This is a genomic window from Bradyrhizobium sp. 930_D9_N1_4, from assembly GCF_052076015.1.
Classification (GTDB): Bacteria; Pseudomonadota; Alphaproteobacteria; order Rhizobiales; family Xanthobacteraceae; genus Bradyrhizobium.
The window spans coordinates 5,874,066-5,894,685 of the sequence record NZ_CP197236.1; the positions used below are offsets into that span (position 1 = coordinate 5,874,066).

General features: G+C 65.4%; 17 protein-coding genes and 1 other RNA gene. 4 read left to right on the forward strand and 14 right to left on the reverse strand.

Features of this window, described 5'->3' with window-relative positions; translation table 11 throughout:
* Positions 1–22: 22 nt before the first annotated feature.
* The 5 genes from AB7532_RS27950 to rsmH all read right to left on the reverse strand — a co-directional run bounded on the left by AB7532_RS27950 (position 23) and on the right by rsmH (position 6,082).
* Positions 23–1,402, reverse strand: a complete 1,380-nt coding sequence (locus AB7532_RS27950; RefSeq protein WP_441237904.1) for a UDP-N-acetylmuramoyl-tripeptide--D-alanyl-D-alanine ligase — start codon at positions 1,400–1,402, stop codon at positions 23–25.
* Positions 1,399–2,871, reverse strand: coding sequence for a UDP-N-acetylmuramoyl-L-alanyl-D-glutamate--2,6-diaminopimelate ligase (locus AB7532_RS27955; protein ID WP_441237905.1), 1,473 nt, complete (start codon positions 2,869–2,871; stop codon positions 1,399–1,401). Before AB7532_RS27955 ends, AB7532_RS27950 begins: the two co-directional genes overlap by 4 nt.
* Positions 2,872–2,954: 83 nt before the next feature.
* The gene (locus tag AB7532_RS27960; RefSeq protein WP_441237906.1) at positions 2,955–4,697 is read right to left on the reverse strand and encodes a peptidoglycan D,D-transpeptidase FtsI family protein; all 1,743 of its coding nucleotides are present in this window, start codon (positions 4,695–4,697) and stop codon (positions 2,955–2,957) included.
* Positions 4,694–5,086: a cell division protein FtsL gene (ftsL, locus tag AB7532_RS27965; RefSeq protein WP_441237907.1), complete on the reverse strand. Its 393-nt coding sequence runs from the start codon at positions 5,084–5,086 to the stop codon at positions 4,694–4,696. The genes AB7532_RS27960 and ftsL overlap by 4 nt, the downstream gene beginning before the upstream one ends.
* 3 nt (positions 5,087–5,089) lie before the next feature.
* Entirely contained in the window at positions 5,090–6,082 is a 993-nt protein-coding gene (rsmH, locus tag AB7532_RS27970) for a 16S rRNA (cytosine(1402)-N(4))-methyltransferase RsmH (protein ID WP_441237908.1), read from the reverse strand.
* Between the two features lie 536 nt (positions 6,083–6,618).
* On the opposite strand from rsmH, the gene AB7532_RS27975 reads away from it, so the two are divergent.
* Positions 6,619–7,401, forward strand: a complete 783-nt coding sequence (locus tag AB7532_RS27975) for an N-acetylmuramoyl-L-alanine amidase (RefSeq protein WP_441237909.1) — start codon at positions 6,619–6,621, stop codon at positions 7,399–7,401.
* 141 nt (positions 7,402–7,542) lie between these two features.
* On the opposite strand, the gene AB7532_RS27980 is transcribed toward AB7532_RS27975, so the two are convergent.
* Both AB7532_RS27980 and AB7532_RS27985 read right to left on the reverse strand, forming a co-directional pair.
* On the reverse strand, positions 7,543–8,775 hold the full coding sequence (locus tag AB7532_RS27980) for an RNA polymerase sigma factor (protein ID WP_441237910.1): 1,233 nt from the start codon (positions 8,773–8,775) through the stop codon (positions 7,543–7,545).
* A 22-nt stretch (positions 8,776–8,797) separates the two neighbouring features.
* Positions 8,798–9,151 carry a YciI family protein gene (locus AB7532_RS27985; RefSeq protein WP_441237911.1) on the reverse strand — a complete coding sequence of 118 codons (354 nt, stop codon included), beginning with the start codon at positions 9,149–9,151 and terminating at the stop codon, positions 8,798–8,800.
* 150 nt (positions 9,152–9,301) lie between these two features.
* On the opposite strand from AB7532_RS27985, the gene rnpB reads away from it, so the two are divergent.
* An RNA gene (gene rnpB, locus AB7532_RS27990) (RNase P RNA component class A) lies at positions 9,302–9,718 on the forward strand.
* A gap of 228 nt (positions 9,719–9,946) precedes the next feature.
* Here rnpB and AB7532_RS27995 read toward each other — a convergent pair.
* Positions 9,947–10,660 carry an alpha/beta fold hydrolase gene (locus AB7532_RS27995; RefSeq protein WP_441237912.1) on the reverse strand — a complete coding sequence of 238 codons (714 nt, stop codon included), beginning with the start codon at positions 10,658–10,660 and terminating at the stop codon, positions 9,947–9,949.
* 72 nt (positions 10,661–10,732) lie between these two features.
* The gene (locus AB7532_RS28000; RefSeq protein ID WP_441237913.1) at positions 10,733–11,164 is read right to left on the reverse strand and encodes a DUF983 domain-containing protein; all 432 of its coding nucleotides are present in this window, start codon (positions 11,162–11,164) and stop codon (positions 10,733–10,735) included.
* Between the two features lie 79 nt (positions 11,165–11,243).
* On the opposite strand from AB7532_RS28000, the gene AB7532_RS28005 reads away from it, so the two are divergent.
* Complete coding sequence (locus AB7532_RS28005) at positions 11,244–12,614, forward strand: PLP-dependent aminotransferase family protein (RefSeq protein ID WP_441237914.1); 1,371 nt, start codon at positions 11,244–11,246, stop codon at positions 12,612–12,614.
* A gap of 1 nt (position 12,615) precedes the next feature.
* Here the strand turns inward: AB7532_RS28005 and AB7532_RS28010 are convergent, their stop codons facing one another.
* The gene (locus AB7532_RS28010) at positions 12,616–12,876 is read right to left on the reverse strand and encodes a hypothetical protein (RefSeq protein ID WP_441237915.1); all 261 of its coding nucleotides are present in this window, start codon (positions 12,874–12,876) and stop codon (positions 12,616–12,618) included.
* Between the two features lie 228 nt (positions 12,877–13,104).
* Between AB7532_RS28010 and AB7532_RS28015 the strand changes: the two genes are divergently transcribed.
* Positions 13,105–13,848: a sulfite exporter TauE/SafE family protein gene (locus AB7532_RS28015; RefSeq protein ID WP_441237916.1), complete on the forward strand. Its 744-nt coding sequence runs from the start codon at positions 13,105–13,107 to the stop codon at positions 13,846–13,848.
* Here the strand turns inward: AB7532_RS28015 and AB7532_RS28020 are convergent.
* The 4 genes from AB7532_RS28020 to AB7532_RS28035 form a co-directional block, all read right to left on the reverse strand.
* A complete protein-coding gene (locus tag AB7532_RS28020; RefSeq protein WP_441237917.1) occupies positions 13,845–15,125 on the reverse strand; it encodes an O-antigen ligase family protein in 1,281 nt (426 codons plus the stop codon). The genes AB7532_RS28015 and AB7532_RS28020 overlap by 4 nt on opposite strands.
* A gap of 92 nt (positions 15,126–15,217) precedes the next feature.
* Positions 15,218–16,624 (reverse strand): MATE family efflux transporter, encoded by a 1,407-nt coding sequence (locus tag AB7532_RS28025; RefSeq protein WP_441237918.1) that lies wholly within the window; start codon positions 16,622–16,624, stop codon positions 15,218–15,220.
* Positions 16,625–16,679: 55 nt separating this feature from the next.
* Positions 16,680–18,479 (reverse strand): ABC transporter ATP-binding protein, encoded by a 1,800-nt coding sequence (locus tag AB7532_RS28030; protein ID WP_441237919.1) that lies wholly within the window; start codon positions 18,477–18,479, stop codon positions 16,680–16,682.
* Positions 18,480–18,965: 486 nt separating this feature from the next.
* On the reverse strand, positions 18,966–20,549 hold the full coding sequence (locus AB7532_RS28035) for a DHA2 family efflux MFS transporter permease subunit (protein WP_441237920.1): 1,584 nt from the start codon (positions 20,547–20,549) through the stop codon (positions 18,966–18,968).
* Positions 20,550–20,620 lie beyond the last annotated feature (71 nt).

Genomic DNA, 20,620 nt, shown 5'->3' on the forward strand with positions numbered 1-20,620 from the left:
GGAACAGCGCCTTCCAAGCAGTTTACGCCTTTGCCTGCAAGGCGGCCACTAGGCCGGGCACAAACTTGTTGACCCAGAACATCTTCTTGCTGCCCTTGACAACCACGACATCGCCTGACTTCAGCAGATTTGCCACCTCGTCCGGCTTGAGAGTCGCGGGATCGTCGTGCCAGCCCAGGCCCTTGCCCGATGGCAGGGCCTCAAAGAGATGATGCATCAGGGGGCCGACGCAATAGACGCCGTCGATGCCTTCCAGGTACTTGGTGAGGCCGGTGTGATAGCTGGGCGCGTCATCGCCCAGTTCCAGCATGTCGCCGAGCACCGCGATGCGGCGGCCGCCCGTCACGTTGCGGGCCTGGAGACTTTGCAGCGCAGCGGCGACGCTGGCCGGATTGCCGTTGAAACTGTCGTCGATCACGGTGACGCCGCCGACAGCCTGCTCGACGCCACGGCCGGTCATGATGCCGACCCGGTCGAGTTTGATCGCGAGCGTTGCGGCATCGAGGTTCGCGGCGCGGATCGAGGCGAGCGCGGCCAGCGCATTCTGCACGCGGTGCGGCGCGCCCGGCGTCAGGCTGAAGGCGATCTCCTTCTTGGCGATCGCGGCCACGACCTGCCAGCCCTCGCCATGCGGCGCGTGCGCGACCTCATGCACCTCGGCCTTCTCGCCGAAGCGCACCACCTTGCCCTTCCATTCGGACGCCTTGAGCCCGGCCGGCAGCACCAGCACGCCGTCCTCGGGCAGGCCGAGCGCGATCGACACTTTCTCGCGGCGGATGGCTTCGAGCGAGCCGAGCTTTTCCAGATGCACCGGCTGGACGTTGACGACGAGCGCAACGGTCGGCCGCGTCAGCTCGCTGAGCCGCGCGATCTCGCCCGTCTGGTTCATGCCCATCTCGACGACCCAGAGGCTGGCGTTGGGCTTCGCATTGCACAGCGTCAGCGGCACGCCCCAGAAATTGTTGAAGCTCGACGGGCTCGCATAGGCGCCGGGATAGGCGGCGAGGAATTCCTTGGTGCTGGTCTTGCCCGCGCTGCCGGTGAGCCCGATCACCGGACCATGGAAGCGCGCACGCGCGGCGCGTGCGAGACCCCAGAGGCCGTCGATCAGCGTGTCCTTGACGACGATCTGGGGAATGCGGATGCCCGCGATCTCGTGCGGCACGATCATCGCGACCGCGCCTGAAGCCTCCGCCTTGTCCGCGAACTCCCAGCCGTCGCGCGCACTGGCGAAAGCCGAGATGAAACCGCCGGTGGGGGTGCCGCTGAGCGCGACGAACAGGCTGCCCGGCTTCACCAGCCGACTGTCCTGCGTCACGAAATCGATCGGCGTGTCCGGAAACGATCCGGCAGCGCCCAGCGCGCGCGCGACCTCAGACACCGTCCATATCGGCGCGCTCATGCTGTCCTCGACGTCAATGCGGCGGCAACCGCCTCGTGATCACTGAAGGGCAGCACCTGGCCACCGACGATCTGCCCGGTCTCATGGCCCTTGCCGGCGATGAGCAGCGCATCGCCATCCTGCAATTCCTCGATCGCGGCGCGGATCGCAGCCGCACGGTCGCCGATTTCGCGAGCGCCCTTGGCAGTGGCGAGGATTTCGGCGCGGATGGCTTCCGGCTTCTCGCTGCGCGGATTGTCGTCGGTGACGATGATGCCGTCGGCATTCTCCGCGGCGATCTCGCCCATGATCGGACGCTTGCCGGCATCGCGGTCGCCGCCGGCACCGAACACGACGACCAGCTTGCGCCTGGCGTAGGGACGCAGCGCTTGCAACGCCTTCGCCAGCGCGTCGGGCTTGTGGGCGTAGTCGACGAAGATCGGCGCGCCGTTGCGCTCGCCGACGCACTCGAGCCGGCCCTTGGCGCCTTCGAGATGCTCGAGGCTCGCAAGAACATTGGCCGCATCGCTGCCGGTGCCGATGGCAAGGCCGGCCGACACCAGCGCGTTCTCGATCTGGAATTCGCCGACCAGGGGCAGCCGGACGGAATAGTGCTTGCCGCGATGTTCGAGCGCGAGCAGTTGCGAAAAACCTTCGACCTTGGCGTCGGCAAGACGAATGCCCTCGCCTGCCCCGTCGCCGTTGCGGCCGACCGCCATCACGCGCAGGCCGCGCGCCTTCGCAGCCTCGATCGCTTCTGCCGAGCAATCATGATCCGCGGAGATCACCGCCGGACCGCCGGGCGCGACCAATTCGCGGAACAGTCGGAGTTTCGCCGCGAGATAATGCGCGACGGTCGGATGGTAATCCATGTGGTCGCGCGAGAGGTTGGTGAAGCCACCGGCCGAGACCCGCACACCGTCGAGGCGATACTGGTCGAGCCCGTGCGACGATGCTTCGAAGGCGAGATGGGTGATGCCCTCGCGCGCGATCTCGTCGAGCTGCCGGTGCAGAGCGATCGGATCCGGCGTCGTCAGCGAGCCATAGACGGTGCGCTTGGGCGAAACCAGTCCGATGGTGCCGATGCTGGCGGAGGCATGGCCCAGCCGTTCCCAGATCTGGCGTGTGAACGCCGCGACCGAAGTCTTGCCGCTAGTGCCGGTCACCGCGACAATCATCGCGGGCTGCGCGGGGAACAATTTCGCGGCCGCCAGCGCCACGGCCCGGCGCGGATTTGCGACCGTGACGAACGGCACCTTGGGACCGTCAGGCGCATGATCGCCGACGACCGCCACCGCGCCTGCGGCAATCGCGGCATCGATGAAGCGCGCGCCGTCGGTCTTGCTGCCCGCGAGCGCGAAGAACAGATCGCCCGGCTTGACCACACGGCTGTCGAGCGCAACGCCGGTCACCTCGAGCGCCGCAACGGCGGGCTCGAGTGCGGCATCATTGCCCAGAATGTCCTGACCTATGAGGTCGCGCAGCTGCATGGTCTTCCAGTCGACACGCCGCGCCGGAGAGCCGAATCGTCAGGAAAAGCCGAATCAGCACCGGCGACGGCCACCCCAGTTGATTACTGGGTTGTCCTGGATGCTGCAAGAATAAGGCGCTCCGCAGGCGGCAGGTCGAACCGCGGTTCGACACCCAGGAGCGGCGCGATCCGCTCGATCACCTTGCCGCCGGTCGGCACCGTGTTCCAGCCCGAGGTGATGAAACCCTTCGTTTCGGGTATCGCCTGCGGCTCGTCCAGCATGATCAGGATCTGATATTTCGGATCGTCGCAGGGCATGATGGCGGTGAACGAGTTGAGCACGCGCTTCTTGGCATAGCGGCCGTTAATGACCTTCTCGGACGTGCCGGTCTTGCCGCCGACATAGTAGCCCTTGACGTCGGCGGTCTTGGCGGTGCCGATCTCGGCATTGAGCCGCATCAGGAACCGCATCTTGTCGCTGGTCTCAGGCTTGATGACGCGCTTGGCCATCGCCGCCGCTTCGGCTTCGCTGCGCTTCATGAAGGTCGGCGGAATCAGATAGCCGCCGTTCACCAGCGCGTTGATCCCCATCACCGCCTGGAGTGGCGCCACCGACATGCCCTGGCCGAACGCGATGGTCACCGTGTTCAGCTCGCCCCAACGGCGCGGGATCAGCGGAGCCGCGCTCTCCGGCAGCTCGGTGCGCAGCCGCGTCAGCTGGCCCATCTTGCCGAGGAACGCCTTGTGCGCCTCGACGCCCTGGCCGAGCGCGATCCGCGCCGCGCCGATGTTGGACGAGAACGTGAAGACTTCCTTGGTGTTGATGAAGCGTCCGAGCGGATGGCTGTCGTGAATGGTGAACTTGCCGTAGTGCAGGTTTCCGCGCGCGTCCCACGACGTGTTCAGATTGATCTTTCCGGAATCGAGCGCCATCGCCAGCGTGAACGCCTTGAAGGTCGAGCCCATCTCATAGACGCCGGTGGTCAGGCGATTGATGCGGTCGGGGTCGTGCGCTTCCTTCGGATTGTTGGGGTCGAAATCCGGAAGCGAGACCATCGCCACGATCTCGCCGGTCTTGACGTTCGAGACGATGCCGGAGGCGGCTTTGGTGTGGTACTTCTCCTTGGCCTTCAGCAACTCGTCGCGTAGCGCGTGCTCGACGCGCAAATCGACCGACAGCTCGATCGGCTTCTGCAGCCGGTCGGTGGCAAAGCCGGCGCGGTGGAGATCGGCGAGGCCCTGATTGTCGAGCCACTTCTCCATGCCGGCGATGCCCTGGTTGTCGATGTTGACGAGACCGATGAGGTGGGCGACCTCGTTGCCGGTCGGATAGACACGCTTGTTCTCGCGCAGGAAGCCGATGCCGGGAATCCCGAGCTTGTGGATGTCCTGCTGCTGCTTCGCGGTGACCTCGCGCTTGAGCCAGACGAAGCCCTTGCGCGTCTTCAGGCGCTCGCGCACCTCGGCCTCGTCGAGGTCGGGCACGGTCGCGGTGAGCAGCTCGATCGCCTCGTCCTTGTCGATGATGCGGCGCGGCTCGCCGAACAGGCTCGCGGCCTTGACGTCGGTTGCGAGGATCGCACCGTTGCGGTCGACGATGTCAGGGCGCGCGGTCGCGACCACTTCCTGCGACGCCGCACGTCGCGCGCTATGGGCATCGGCACCGATCGCGAACATCACGAGCCGACCGCCGATCAGGAGATAGACCGAGGTAAAGGCAAGCATCGCGAGGCCGACGCGCGCGCGCGCCTTCGCGGCGCGGTCGACATTGCGCCCGTAGAGCAGGCTGCGGATCAGGCGCTGCCGCCAGGGCTCTACAGGTTTGGCCGGGGTCACAGCACTCATTGCTTGTCCTCGGGCTCAGGCACGGAACCCGTCACGGTATCGGGATCGCTCGCGGCTTCGATGGTGTTGAGCATGGCACCGATCGGGTCAGGCTCGCCGGGCCTGAACATCCGCGGCGGACGCTCCGGCAGGTTCTTCAGCGAGTCGTATTGCGTGCCGTTGACCGGCTTGAGCGGCAGATGCCGCTCGGACAGGCCTTGCAGGCGCAGCGGCGCATCGAGCTTGGCCCATTCGGAGCGCAGCGAGGCGATCGCATCGCGCTGCTCGCGGATCTCCGCATGCAGCCGCAGCACCTTCTCGGTGCGCGCCGTCGAGTCCATCTTGATCCGGTAGACATAGGCCGCCGCAAAAATCAGCGCGCCGATGACGAGAAGGTGGATGAAGCGCATGTGCTAGCCGCCCCTCATCACGTCGGAGAGCTTCGGCCAGGACGAGTCGTCATCGTCCTCATGCGCGGGTGCTGAGGTACGTTCGGCAGCACGAAGCTTTGCGGACCGCGCGCGCGGATTGTGCGCGACTTCTTCGTCACTGGCGATGACAGGGCGCCGCGTCAGCAGTTGGAAGCTCGGCGCGGTTTGCGCGACTTCAGGCAAATGCCGCGAGCCGCCGCCGGTCTTGCTGCGCAGGCTGAGGAAATTCTTGACGATGCGGTCTTCCAGCGAATGGAACGAGACCACCACGAGGCGGCCGCCGGGCTTGAGCACGCGCTCCGCCGCAGCGAGCGCGGCCTGAAGCTCCTCCAGCTCCTCGTTGACGAAGATGCGCAGGGCCTGGAACGTCCGCGTCGCCGGATGAATGTCGCCGGGCTTCGAGCGAACCACCCGGCCGACGAGATCGGCGAGCGCGCGCGTGGTCGTAAACGGCGTCTCCACCCGGTCGGCGACGATGGCGCGGGCGACGCGGCGTGAATGCCGCTCCTCGCCGAGCAGATAGATGATGTCGGCGAGGTCGCCTTCTGAGGCACGCGCGACGATGTCGGCCGCGGTCGGCCCCGCCTGCCCCATCCGCATGTCGAGCGGACCGTCGAGACGGAAGGAGAAGCCGCGACCGGCCTGGTCGAGCTGCATCGAGGACACCCCGACATCCATCACGACGCCATCGACGGCCTCGACGCCCTGCGCTGAGCAAACCTCGGCGAGATTGGAGAAGCGGTCCTCGACCAGCGTCAGCCGGCCCGCGGCGCGTTCGACCAGCTCGGCACCGCCCGCAATCGCGGTGCGGTCGCGGTCAATGGCGATGAGCCGGGTTCCCGGCACGTCGAGGATCGAACGACTGTAGCCGCCGGCGCCGAAAGTGGCGTCGACATAGATCCCGCCCGCGCGCGGCGCGAGATGATCGACGGCCTCACGGCCGAGAACGGGGATGTGCGGAACAGCCGAGCTCATGCACCAAGCCTGCCGAGCCTGCTGACGCCAAGCCTGCCGAACGTCCATGCGCGATCGGGGACGAACAAGCCCATAACGCCTCGAATAATTCCGCGTCGCGGCGGTTCCACGACCCAACCCTCGTCCAGAATGGTACCCGAGCCCGGACGTCCCGGGCCGCAAACCCAGTATTCCCCTTGGAATGTGTCGGGCAGCCATGGGATTTCGAGCCAAAATACGCTTTGGCCGCCTCCGGACGCGGGTCGGCTCTTCATCCCTCAGTAACGGCGCTTAGCGTTAAGAAAGCGTTGATCGGCTGGTTAGAAGTCGAAAAGGTGAGGCGGCGGTGATGCTCCATCCACACACACCCACCAAAATGCGTCCGTTAACCGAGACGCGCGATTGCGTCCAAGGGAGGGTAAAGGAATAGTAAAGAGAAGGGCTTGCTCCCTCTCCAGCCCCGACTTGAGCTGTCTATGTCGTCCGGTTCGTCCACACCGTCTGGATCTGATTCGAAGCGTCAACGCGTTCTCCCGGTTCCCAAGGCCGCGGCGAACATGCGGACGTTCGAGCCGGATTCCTCGACCGTCTCCGACATCATCCCTTCGCCGAACCATGGCGAGCGCAACAGGGGACGGCAGGTGGACATGATCGTGCTGCACTACACCGGCATGCCCGACGTCGAGGGCGCGCTGGCGCGGCTGTGCACGGCGGGCACCGAAGTGTCGGCGCATTACATCGTGCTGGAAGACGGCCGCATCATTCAATCCGTGCCCGAGGCCCGGCGCGCCTGGCACGCCGGCGTCTCGTCCTGGGCCGGCGAGGACGACATCAATTCCTGCTCGATCGGCATCGAGATCATCAATCGCGGCCATGACTGGGGCTATCCGGAATATCCGCTGCGCCAGATCGCCGCCGTGATTGCGCTCTGCCGCGGCATCATGCTCCGCCGCAAGGTGCCCGCGCACCGCGTGCTCGGCCATTCCGACGTCGCTCCCGCGCGCAAGAAAGACCCCGGCGAAAAATTTCCGTGGCATTCGCTGGCCAATTCCGGCGTCGGTCACTGGGTGACGCCCGCGCCGGTCGTGCGCGGCGAGAGCCTGATGCTCGGCACCATCAGCGACGAGGTGCTGAGCCTGCAGCAGGCGCTCGCCCGCTATGGCTACGGCGTACCGCTGACCGGCAAATACGATGCCGCAACGATGGAAGTCGTCACCGCGTTCCAGCGCCATTTCCGCCCGGCGCGGCTGGATGGCGTTGCGGATCATTCCACGCTGTCGACATTGCAGGCGCTGCTGGGGAGTCTCCCTCAAGAGGCAACGACTGTCGCGACGAAGTGACGGCGTAGTTGCTCTCGTGTCCCGGACGCGCGAAGCGCGAGCCGGGACCCAGTCGGCGACATGGCCCGTGCGGTTAGATGGGCCCCGGCTCTGCAGCGCACCGCCGAAGAGGCGCTGCGCTGCGTCCGGGGCACGAGAGCCCTACTCCATCTCTCTCATCCTTCGCGCATACAGCCGCCGCAACGGCTCCAGCTGAGTCGCAGCCGTAGCCGCGACATACGCCTCCATCGCTTCTTCCTTCCGCCCGAGCCTTCGCAGCAGATCCGCGCGCACCGCAGGCAGCAGCTCGTAGCCGCGCAAGCCACCACGCGCGGCGGTGGCGTCGACGAGATCGAGCGCCCGCGCAGGCCCGTCGACCATCGACACCGCGGCTGCATGGTTGAGCTCGATCACCGGCGACGGGTTGATGCGCAGCAGCACCTCGTAGAGTCCCGCGATCTGCGGCCAGTCGGTTTGTTCGTAGCTCGGCGCACGCGCATGCAGCGCGGCGATTGCGGCCTGCACGGCATAGGGTTGCGGCAGGCCGGGCACACGCAGCGCATCGTCGACCAGACGCAGACCTTGATCGATCTGCACGCGATCCCAGAGCGCGCGGTCCTGCTCTTCCAGCAGCACGATGTCGCCGGCCTGTGTCTCGCGACCGGTGCGGCGCGCATCGTGCAGCAGCATCAACGCCAGCAGCCCCTTGATCCCGGCGCGGTCGGGTATCAACCGATCGAGCAGGCGGCCGAGCCTGATGGCTTCGGTCGCCAGATCGGGCCGCATCAGATCCGCACCCGACGTCGCCACATAGCCTTCGGTGAAGACGAGATAGATCACCGCGAGCACGCCGTCGAGCCGCGGTGCCAGCGCGTCGCGCTCGGGCACTTCATAGGGGATGCCGGCGAGCCTGATCTTCTGCTTGGCGCGGACGAGGCGCTGCGCCATGGCCTCCTCGCCGACGAGGAAGGCGCGCGCGACCTGTGCGGTCGACAGCCCGCAGACGGTGCGCAGCGTCAGGGCAACCTGGACCTCAGGCGCAAACGCAGGATGGCAGCAGGTGAAGATCAGCCGCAGCATGTCGTCATCGAGCGTTGCCGGCGGCTCGTCGTCGGCCAGCGCATTCAGCTCGATCTCATGCACGAGCGCCTGCTGCTTGCCGCGGAACGCAATCCGGCGACGGACCCGGTCGATCGCCTTGTGCCTGGCGACGTTGATCAGCCAGGCGCGCGGATTGTCCGGCATCTCGCACGCCGGCCAGCGCTCCAGCGCGACCGCAAAGGCATCCTGGAGCGCCTCCTCGGCGAGATCGAAATCGCCGACGAGGCGGATCAGCGTGGCCAGCGCCCGCCCCGCCTCATCGCGAAAAATCTTGTCGATCTCGCCCGGAATCATGCGGCGATGCGCGGTCGCGCCATCACTTGTCGTAGACCCAGATCGGCCGCACCTCGATCGAGCCGATGCGCGCGCTCGGAATTCGCGCGGCGATCTCGATCGCCGCGTTGAGGTCCTTGGCTTCGACCAGGTAATAGCCGCCGAGCTGCTCGCGCGTCTCCGCAAACGGTCCGTCGGTCGTCAGCAGCTTGCCCTCGCGCACGCGCACCGTCGTCGCGGTCGTGGTCGGCTGCAAGCGGTCGCCGGCCTTGAAGTTGCCGCTCTGGACGATGCCTTGCGTGAACGTCTGGTATTCGGCCAGCATCTTCTGGGCCGTGGCCGGGTCGTTCTTCGCGTACTCGACCTCGTTCTGATAGATCATCAGCAGATACTGCATTGCTCAACTCCTGTTGTTCGGCTGTGTCGCCGACATCCAGTCGAACGGGCCACGCTCCAAACGACATCTTCAGGATAAATTATTTCAGCCGAAGCGTGCGCGGCGATATCGGCTTGACGGAACCGTCACAAATGCTCCATGCGTAAACGGTCAGTCGGCCGGACGGCCGCTCCGGCAGGTGCCGAAAGGCCGCCGGGGAGGAAAGTCCGGGCTCCCTTGACATACGGTGCCGGATAACGTCCGGCGGGGGCGACCCCAGGGAAAGTGCCACAGAGAACGAACCGCTCCCTCCTCGGAGGAAGTAAGGGTGAAAAGGTGCGGTAAGAGCGCACCGCGGCTCCGGCAACGGGACCGGCATGGTAAACCCCACCGGGAGCAAAACCGAATAGGGACGGCATAGCGGGCTGTTCGCGCAAGCGATAACGCCGCGGGGCGATGTCAGGCCCGCCGTCCGGGTAGGTTGCTCGAGGCCATGTGCAAACATGGTCCCAGAGGAATGGCCGTCACGTATCGCCCGCGCAAGCGGACGGTGCCTTACAGAACCCGGCTTACAGGCCGGCTGATATTCTAAAGCGCTTTCGAGCGAAGTGGTGTTCCGGTTCGCGTGAAGAAAGCGCGTCTTACTAGGAAGCGACGAGGGGTTCGATGCTGACGTATCGGGCCCCTCACCATTTTCTGGCACGCTGTCATTCCGGGGCGTGCGAAGCACGAGCCCGGAATCCATCGCGCGGCAGTGTCGGTGGATGAATGGATTCCGGGCTCTCGCTTCGCGAGCCCCGGAATGACGGCGGAGAATTAGGCCACGATCTCCTGCAGCGTCTGCATCAACGCTTCCGGCGCCGTCACATTCGGCGCGTGGCTCGCGTCGAGCTCGACATAGCGCCAACCGTGCTCGCTCTTCGTGCGCTGAGCAAACTGCCCGAACACGTCGCCCGGCGGAATACGCTTGCAATAGATGTAGCTGCGCGGCAGCGCGGGCTCGCCATGTTCGAGCCTCAGCTTTGTCTCGAAGCATTTGATCGGCATCGGAACGCGGCGCGCGTTGAGCCAGTCGAGATCGGCTTGCGGGGTGTCCGGCGGCGGCGGATTCGGCGGGATGCGATAGCCGTCACCGGCGGCAACAGCCTTGCGCATCGGCTCACGGCCGCCCTCGTTGAGATCGAACAGCGACTGGCCGTCGCGCGGCACGAACGCGTCGAGATAGATCAGTTGCGTCACGCGCTCGCGGGCACGATCGGCGACGCCGGTCGCGACCATGCCGCCATAGCTGTGGCCGAGCAGCACGATGTTGCTGAGATCCTCGAACATGATCACGTTGAGGATGTCCTGGATATGCGTGTCGAGATCGACCGCGGGGCTGGCGAGATGCGCACGCTCGCCGAGCCCGGTGTAGGTCGGCGCCACCAGGCGATGGCCGGCCTGCGCCATCAGCGGATGCATCTTCTTCCAGGCCCATCCGCCCGACCAGGCGCCATGACAGAGCAGGAAAGTCTTCGCGCGTGCGGCCATCGGCGTTTCCATCGTTCTTGTTTATACGACGGAGTGTAGCGGGCAGTCGCGCGATGTAAACGCCGCAGCGCGTCAGGCTGCGTGCGGCGTGTTCGCCTTCACGAGCACGAGCGCACCGGCGTCGCGCCGCAGCTTGCCCGCCTCGAAGCCGTGCATGCCGAGCTGCCATTGCAGCCCGACGATGGCGCCCTTGGTCGGTTGCAGCAGTGCGAGCGAGGCGATCAGCGTCACCGGCAACCACACCGCCAGTTGCAGCCAGACCGCCGGCGCATAGGCGGTCTCGACCGCGAGGATCGCGGGGACCACGAGATGACCCACCACGACCATCACCAGATAGGCCGGAAAATCATCGGCACGCTGATGAAACAGCTCCTCGCCGCAATGGTCGCAACTATCGGCGACCTTCAGGAAACGGCCGAACATGTGTCCCTCGCCGCAGTTCGGACACTTGCCCAGGAAACCGCGCCACATTGCCTTCGTGAGAGAGACCGAACCGGTCGCCATGACAGCACCTCTTCCTTTTCACTGATCCATACAATAATATCTTGTATCCATACATTCAAAGGATATGGGCCTAAATTGCATGGATTGGACTCCTACAATCTCGGAGCTGTCGGGGCCGCGCTACCAGCGCATCGTCGATGCCATGGAAGCCGATATCGCCGCCGGCCGGCTGGTGCGGGGGCAGCAACTGCCGACGCAGCGCGCGCTGGCCAAAGCCCTCGGCGTCGACCTCACCACGGTGACGCGCGCCTATACCGAGGCGCGGCGCCGCGGCATCATGGAAGCCCGGGTCGGACAGGGCTCGTTCGTGTCGGAAACCAGCGCGCGACGCGCGGTCGACCTGCCGCATCCCGTGGCGATCGACCTCTCGATGAACGTGCCGCCGCATCCGTTGGAAGCGCAGCTCGACGAGCGGATCATGTCCGGAATGGACGCCCTCCGCGCGCAATCGGGCCTGACCGCGTTCCTGAATTACCAGCCGCCCGGCGGCAGCGCGCATGAGCGCGAGGTCGCGGCTCGCTGGATGCGCGCACGCGTGCCGCATGCGCATGCCGACAGGCTGGTGATCTTTCCCGGCGCGCAGACGATCCTGTTCAACCTGCTCGCGCACCTTGTGCGACCAGGTGACGTCGTGCTGACGGAAGCCCTCACCTTCCCCGGCATCAAGGCGGCCGCCGCACAGCTCGGCGTCAAGCTCGTCAGCGTCGCCATGGATGACGGCGGCATCCTGCCAGACGCACTGGCGAAAGCCTGCCGCACGCACAAGCCGAGGGCCGTCTATCTCATTCCGACGCTGCACAATCCGACCACGGCGACGCTGTCGCCCGAGCGCCGTAGCGCGATTGCAAAGATCATCAGCGATGCCGATACGATTCTGATCGAGGACGACGCCTACGGTCTGCTCGACCGCGCGGCATCGCCGATCGCGAACCTCATTCCGGAGCGGACTTACCTTGCGACCACGCTGTCAAAATGCATCGCGCCGGCCCTGCGCGTCGCCTATCTCGTGACGCCCGATCATGCCGCGCAGCAGATGATGCGGACTTACCTGCAGGCGACCGTGCAGATGCCGGCGCCGCTGATGGTCGCGCTGGTGACGCATTGGATCGAGACCGGAATCGCCGACCGCATCATCACAGCGATCCGCAACGAGGCGATCGGCCGCCAGCAGCTTGCGCAGCGCGCCTTGAGAGGATTTCAGTTCTTGGCCAAGCCCGCAGCTCATCATTTATGGCTGCGACTGCCAGAGAGCCGGCCTGATGTCGCGGCGCATCTCCTGCGAAACGGACTCGCGGTCGTCGCCGGCGATGCCTTCACCGTGGACGGAACACCGCCGCATGCCGCGCGCGTCTCACTCGGCGCAGCACGCAACAGGGCCGAATTGACCGAAGCGCTGCGCATCCTGGTCGGCGCGCTGCACAGGCCCGCCGACGTCAGACAGATCGTCTAGTCTATTGATGATGACGGCGATGACGCGAGCGCACGACTGGCGCAACGGCTGACGGATAGGCCGCATAGGCCTCGCTCGGCGCCACGGTCTCGCCACGGGCGGCTCTGCCTGCCGGCGTGAGCTGGCCACCGTTCAGCACATCGCGATCGGGATGCGCGGCCTGATAGGCTGCGGGCTCGGAAAACTGCGCCTGCGCCATTGTCGGCATCAGGGCCGCCGCCGACAGCAGCGCTGCCGCAACGGCAATCTTCGTGCGGGTCATGGTCATTCTCCATCTATTTCGCGGACAGGCCAATCGAAGCGCATGATGGCGTCGGGCGGGCCCCCGGTTTGAAGTACGACCATCATGTAGGCCTGTCTTTCCTGAACGCTTGCCGTTGAGGATCACGCTTGCGTGCGGTTTCGAAATTGACCTCCACGACCGCGACTGTGCTATGCGGGCAGTGGCGATCAACAGTTCGGGATCGCCCATTGCGACAAGGACAATCGGTTGGAAACGTCCACTTACGCGCTGCTGCTGTTTGGTGCCCTGGCCGGCGGTTTCGTCTCGGGCCTGGCCGGATTCGGCACGGCGCTGATGGCGCTCGGCATCTGGCTCTACGTGCTGCCACCCTCGCTCGCGGTGCCGCTGGTGCTGATCTGCTCGGTGATCGCGCAGACCTCGACGCTGCCGTCGATGTGGAAGAGTTTTGACCTCTCGCTGGTGTGGCCGTTCCTGATCGGAGGACTGATCGGCGTGCCGCTCGGCACCATGCTGATCGCCTCGGCCGATCCAAAAGTGTTCAAGCTGAGCGTCGGCGTGCTGATCCTGCTCTTTTCGGCCGCGCTGTACCTGAACAAGCGACCGCTCGCCGTCAAATTCGGTGGCCGGATCGCCGACGGCGCGATCGGCTTTGCCGGCGGCATTCTCGGCGGCCTCGCCGGATTGTCCGGACCGCTGCCGATCCTGTGGGCCAACATTCGCGGCTGGAGCAAGCACGAGCGGCGCGGCATCTTCCAGCTGTTCAATTTCACCGTCCTCGCAGCCGCGCTGGTGTTGCAGACCGCCTCAGGCCTCGTCGAATTCAAGGTGGTCTGGCTCGCGCTCGTCGCCTTTCCCGGCACGCTGATCGGCGCATGGGCCGGCGCCCGCGTCTATCACGCGCTGAACGACAAGCACTTTGGCGACATCGTGCTCGGCCTGTTGTTCCTGTCGGGGCTCACCCTCGTCTGGAACAGTATCGGCACGAACTAGCGTTGTTCTTTCTTCTCGGCGAGCGCCATGCCGCCGGCGACGCCGACGCCGAGCACGTAGATCCAGCCTGAGGTGAAATCGAACAGATGTGTGTTGAGCAGCGAAGAGAGCATGTTCTGCACAACGACCAGCATGCCGATCCAGCAGGCCAGCCCCGCGCCGCGGAACATCAGGAGATGCGCAAACCACAGCGCGTAGAGCACCAGCACGCCGACGACACCCCATTGCACGGCATTGCTGAGCGTCTGGTTATGCGGATTGCTGACGACCTCGCCGCGCAGCGGATCGATGTCCGCATTGACGGCAACGCTTGCGAAAAGGCCGCGGATCGAGCCGGTGCCATGACCGATCAGCGGCGCATCGGCGATGAAGCGCAGGGATTTCCGCCAGTATTCCAGCCGTGAGCCCATGCCGCTGACCGACGTGCTGTGGCTTTCCATGCTCCGTTCATAGTCGCTCTGAAATTTGGCGACGGTCGCGCGCAGATGCGGCGAGACGGCCCAGAGCGACACCGCGACCAGCGCCATAGTCCCGACGGCGAGCAAAGCCGCACGCCAGCGCAGATGCAACAGCGCGAACACCACGACCAGGACCGGCAGCGTCACCAGCGCGGTGCGCGAGACCACCACGAACATCATGTTGGCGAGGAATCCGATCGACAACAGCGCGAACAGCGCGGCGAGGCGGACGCGCCCCTGGCGGACCAGCGCCACGGTCGGATAGACCAGCGCGAGCGCGCAAAGCGCGAACTCCTGGCTCTGGTCGATATAGTTGCGCACCGCGATCCCGCTCTCGACCTGATAGGGCCCGCGCGAGAAATAGAGTTTCAGCGACAGCCTGGGGTCGATCGAGACGGCGAACGAGTACAACATCAGCAGCGCGCAGGAGACCAGGAAGGCCGCGAACACCCATTTGCCGTAGGGCCAACGCTCGAACTGGTAGATCAGCAGCGGAATCACCAGCAATTTTGTCGGCGGCCCGAGTGCGTGGAGCCGCTCGGCCCAGGGCGCCTCCGACCACAGCGTGCCGACGAGCGCGAGAGCGAACAGCGCGATCGGCAGCAGGCAGACCGGGCGCAGCAGCGAACGCGGGAACGCCTTGAGATCGACGAAGGCGAAGGCGATCAGCCAGGGCACCAGCGCAAAGGTCACGCCGGTCGTGCTCCACGGCAGCAGCAACGCGACCAGCGCGACGAAACGGGCCGGCGTACGGTAGCGCGCCGCCCAGATCGCGGAGAGCCGGGACGCTCGTCCCTGCTCGTTCAACACCTCGGTCATCCCATCCCTTGCAGATTCGCGTTCCACCCACGGCGCGGCAAACTAGCCGGAGCCGTGGGTGGGCGACAAGCGCGCGTCCGTTCAACCTGTCGCTACGCCGGCTCGCGCAGGGAAGGTGCAACCGGCTCGGGGCCTGCCGCCTTCGCAACCTTCGCCTGTCGCGGCAGCGCGAGACGCTTTCTGAACTCGCGGTGCAACAACCACACGCTCAATGCAGCCTGCAGCGTCGTTGCCACGATCGACAGATACCAGACATATTCCATCTGGAATCCCGGCAGCGTCGACAGCCACAGCGCCGGCAACGAGTAGGTCAGAACGCGCGTTGCCGAACTCCACAACACGGGCTTGGTGTTGCCGAGTCCCTGGAACATGCTGGAGCAGGTGAAGATCAATCCCTGCGCCACCATGTTGAACGAAATGATCCGCAGGAACAGAAACGCGACCGTCATGGTCTCCTGATCGTTCGAGAAACCGGCCAGCAGCAGACCCGGCGCGAACTGCGCCAGGATCAGGAAGCACATCATGACGGCGGTGACGATCAGCGCCGCCTTGACGTAGGTCTCCCGCACGCGGGCACCATTGCCGGCCCCGAAATTCTGGCCGGCGATCGGTCCTGCGGCGAGGGCAATCGCGAGCCCCGGCATCTGGATCAGGCCCAGAACCCGCTGCCCGATCCCGAAACCCGCCTGCGCCGCCGCCCCGAAATCACTGAGCACGTAATAGACCACGGCCATGAAGATGAACATCATCGCGAATTCGCCACCCGCGGGCAGCCCGACATTGAGAATCCGCCTCCATTGCCGAAATTGCGGCCGCCATTGCGCGGGACGGAAGGCGACATAACGCTCCAGCTTGAGGAAATACGCGAGCAGCATCAGCGCGCCGATGAAGACGGCGATCGAGCTTGCAAGACCGGCTCCCGCAACGCCGAGCGCATGTCCGGTGCCCCAGCCCAGGATCAGCACCGGCGCCAGCGCGATGTTGATAACCACGGCAAGCGCCTGCACCAGCATGCTCGGCCGCACGATGCCCGTCGCCCGCAAGGCGGACGCCATCACCTGCGTGGCGAATTGCAGCGCCAGCGCCGGCATGAACCAGAGCAGATAGATCGTGCCGGCTTCGACCGTGGCCTGGTCGGCCGCAACCGCGCGCATATAGGGACGTGACAATGCAAAGCCCGCGACCAGGGTCAGCAGTCCGAACAGCACCGACAGGACGACGGACTGGTTGAAGATGAGATTGGCGTCCTCACGATCCTTGCGGCCCACGGCATGGGCCACGAGCGCAACCGTGCCGACGCCGAGCACCTGCATCAGCGCGTTGACGAGAAAACCCGCATTGCCGGCCGCGGCGACGCCGGCAACGGCGGCATCGCCCAAGCCGGAGACGAAGTAGAGGTCGACGAGTTGGCAGATCATGATCGTGATCATGCCCACCACGATCGGCGGCGCCATGCTCAGAATGTGGCTCACGATGGAGCCGCGCGTCAGGTCTTTCATCTCATTCCATCCTCGAGGCGTGACGGCGGGACGTATCGCCCCGCTGCCGCGCGCCTCACTCCGCTGCTGCGACGTGCCCGAGCTCCACTACCTGGCGCTCGAACAGACCGCGATAAATTCCACCCGGCTTGCCTGCGAGCACGGCATGCGTGCCCTGCTCGACGATGTCGCCGCGATCGAACACCAGGATCCGGTCGAGGCTCCTCACCGTCGACAGCCGGTGCGCGATCACGATCGAGGTCCGGCCCTTCATCAGCCGCTCCATCGCCTGCTGGATCAGCGCTTCCGATTCCGAATCGAGGCTGGAGGTCGCCTCGTCCAGGATCAGCACCGGCGCGTCGGCCAGGAAGGCGCGCGCCAGCGCCACGCGCTGCCGCTCGCCGCCCGAGAGCTTCACGCCGCGCTCGCCGACCAGCGTGCCGTAGCCCTTTGGCAGGCGCAGGATGAAGTCGTGCGCATTCGCCAGCCGCGCCGCCTGCTCGATCGCCTCGAGGCCGGCACCGGGCCGGCCATAGGCGATGTTCTCGGCGAGCGTGCGGTGAAACAGGATCGGGTCCTGCTGCACGATCGCGATCTGGCTGCGCAGCGATTGCTGCGTCGCCAGCGCGATGTCCTGCCCGTCGATCAGCACGCGACCGTCCGTGACGTCATAGAGACGCTGCACCAGCTTGACGAAGGTGGTCTTGCCGGAGCCGGAGCGGCCGACCAGGCCAACGCGTTCGCCTGCGCGAATCGTGACCGACAGCCCGTCGTACAGCGGCGCAGGATGGCCGCCATAGTGGAACGTGACATCGTCGAACACGATCTCGCCGCCCTCGATCGCGATCGGCCGCGCGCCGGCCGCATCGGCAATGCCGATCGGCTCGTCATGGATCGCCACCAGCTCCTCCATGTCGTTGACCGAGCGCTGGAGGTTGTTGATGTGCATGCCGACGTCGCGCAGATAAGCGTGGATGACGTAATAGCTCGTCAGCACGTAAGTGACCTCACCGGGTGAAGCGTGCCCGTACATCCACAACAGCACCGCGCCACCGATCACCGAACCGCGCAGGCACAGCAACAGCGAGAACTGCGCCATGGCGGTGTAGTTGTAGCGGAACCAGGTCCGCCGCACGCGCACGCGCCAGCGGTTGATGACACGGGCCAGCCGCGCATCCTCGGACGCTTCGGCGCCGAAGGATTTCACCACGGCGTTGCTGGTCAGCGCATCCGCCAGCGTGCCGCCGACCCTGGTGTCCCAGGCGTTGGAAACCCGCGCGGCCGGCGCGATGTAGCGGGTCGAGAACAGCACCGTCATCGTGACATAGGCAGCCGCGCCGAGCGCGATCACCGCGCCGAGCGAGGCCCAGTGGACGCCGAGCAGGATCATCGACCCGATCAGCACCACCAGCGACGGCAGCAGCGCCAGCAGGATGGTATCGTTGAGCAGGTCGAGCGCCCACATGCCGCGCGTAACCTTGCGCACGGTGGAGCCGGCAAAGGAATTGGCGTGCCAATCGGTCGAGAGGCGCTGCACGCGCATGAACGCGTCTTGCGCGACCTCCGCCATGGTCTTCAGCGTGAACGGCACGATCGCCTGCAGCCCGGCGAGCCGCAGCACCATCGAGGCCGCACCGAGCGCCACGATGGCGCCGAATGCGACCAGCGCCGCGTGGCGCGCATCGGGATCGGACGGCCCACGCGTCAGCGCATCGATCAGATGTCCGGAGAAAACCGGCATGAACAGGTCGGCAGCGGTCGCCGCCAACAGGCTGCCGACGACGACAAGCGTCCGTCCCGGCTGCTTCAGCCAGTGCCGGAACACAAAGGGCAGCACCACGCGTATCGCCGCGGGCCTTTTTGACAGAGTTGTCATGGCATCATCCGGCCGCTTTAGCGCGGGCCGGCTCCATCGATGGACGCAGGCCGGCCACAAGGACCGAGACGGCGTCACTTAAGACTGATTTTGACTTGGGAAGCGGAGCGATCGGGACGATGTGCCCAATCGAAGCTGGCGAAAATGGACCCTAGAGGGTCGAGCAGGTGCCGAGCTTGAACATCGAAGCCGGGCGCGCGATCTGCGAATGTGACGAAGTCATACAAATCCTCCCGGTTCGAGTGATGAGGTGCGCTTTATAGATGTGCCGTTTGCGGTTTGCAACGGGGCTCCCGCGAGATCACGCGCGAGTGTTGCAATTTGGTGCGGGCCTGCCACCTCGCACTCCGCTGTCATCCCCCGCGAAGGCGGGGGATCCAGTACCCCGCGGCTTCTCGGTTCTAGCCGCGCGGTCTCGGCGTACTGGATCGCCCGGTCAAGCCGGGCGATGACACCGAGTGCGGAGCTTGCCGAATTTGCACAACGTCAATGCGCGTCGCCACCGCCGGCGAGCGCGGCCGGCTTTTTCAACAGCGTCACCAGCAGGCTGAGGCCGAGATAAAACACCGTCAGCACGAAGAAGGCATCGCCGAAGCTCATCACCACGGCCTGGCGGTGCACGATCTGGCTGAGCTGCTTCATCGCCATCAGCGTGGAGTCGCCGAGCCCCTGGAATTTTTGCATGAGCATGGTCAGGGTTTCGGTCGCGGTCGCATTGCCCCAGGTCACGCGCTCTTGGAGACGGGTGATGTGCAGATCGGTGCGGTCGTTGAGCACGGTGTTGATGACGGCGAGGCCCACGGCGCCGCCGAGATTGCGCATCAGGTTGAACAGGCCCGAGGCGTTCTTCACCCGGTCCGGCTCCAGCGTGCCGAGCGCGATGTTGTTGGTCGGCACCATCGCGAACATCATGCCGACGCCGCGCAGGATCTGCGGCACGAGCAGCTCGTAAAAATCGTAGTCGCGCGTGATCCAGGTCATCTGGTAGGAGCCGAGTGCGAACACGATCAGGCCGAACGCGATCATGTAGCGCATGTCAACCTTCACCATCAGCCGGCCGACCAGCGGCGCGACCAGGAACATGGTGATGCCGGAAACGAACATGGTCTCGCCGATCATCAACGCGCTGTAGCCGCGTACTTCGGCGAGATAGCGCGGATAGATGTAGGTCAGGCCGTAGAGGCCGATGCCGACGCAGAACTGCAGCACGCAGCCGACCGCGAAGTTGCGATTGGAAAAGGTGCGCAAATTGACGATCGGCTCGTCCGCGGTGAAGACGCGCCAGAAGAAGGCGATCGCCGACACCACGCAGATCCAGGCGCAGATCGCCACGGACGTGTCCTGCATCCATTCGTGCTGCGGACCTTCCTCCAGCACATATTCCAGCGTGCCGAGAAAGCCGGCCATGAACAACAGGCCCCACCAGTCGAAACGGTCGAGCAATTCGAAATGCGGCTCGTCGAAATCGACCAGCGCCAGCACGCCCAGGGTGATGCCGATGCCGGGCACGACGTTGATGAAGAACAGCCAGTTCCACGACATCAGATCGGTGATGTAGCCACCGACCGTCGGCCCGATCGTGGGGGCAAGGGTCGCAACAAGTCCGATGATCGGACCGACGATGTGGAATTTCGAGCGCGGAAAGACGGTGTAGGCCGAGGCGAACACCGTCGGAATCATGCCGGCGCCGAGGAAGCCCTGCAGCGCGCGCCAGAGGATCATCTCCTCGATGGTCGAAGCGAAGCCGCACAGCAGGCTCGACACGGTGAAGCCCGCCGCCGAGATCGCGAACAACAGCCGCGTGCCGAAGGCGCGCGACAGGAAACCCGACAGCGGGATCGCGATGACCTCGGCGATCAGATAGGCAGTCTGGACCCAGGCGACCTCGCTGGAGCTTGCAGAGAGGCCGGCCTGGATTTCACTGAGAGATGCCGAGACGATCTGGATGTCCAGGATCGACATGAACATCCCGAACACCATGATGATGAAGGCGAACAGCCGCTTCGGCGCAATGCGCTCCGAAGCGGGGTTCGCCATCATGGCGGGGGAAGCGGTGGTGGCGTTGGCCATGGGTCAGCTTAGGTTGGAGCAGGCTGTGGGTTGGGTACACCTCTCCCGCTTGCGGGAGAGGTCGGGTCGCA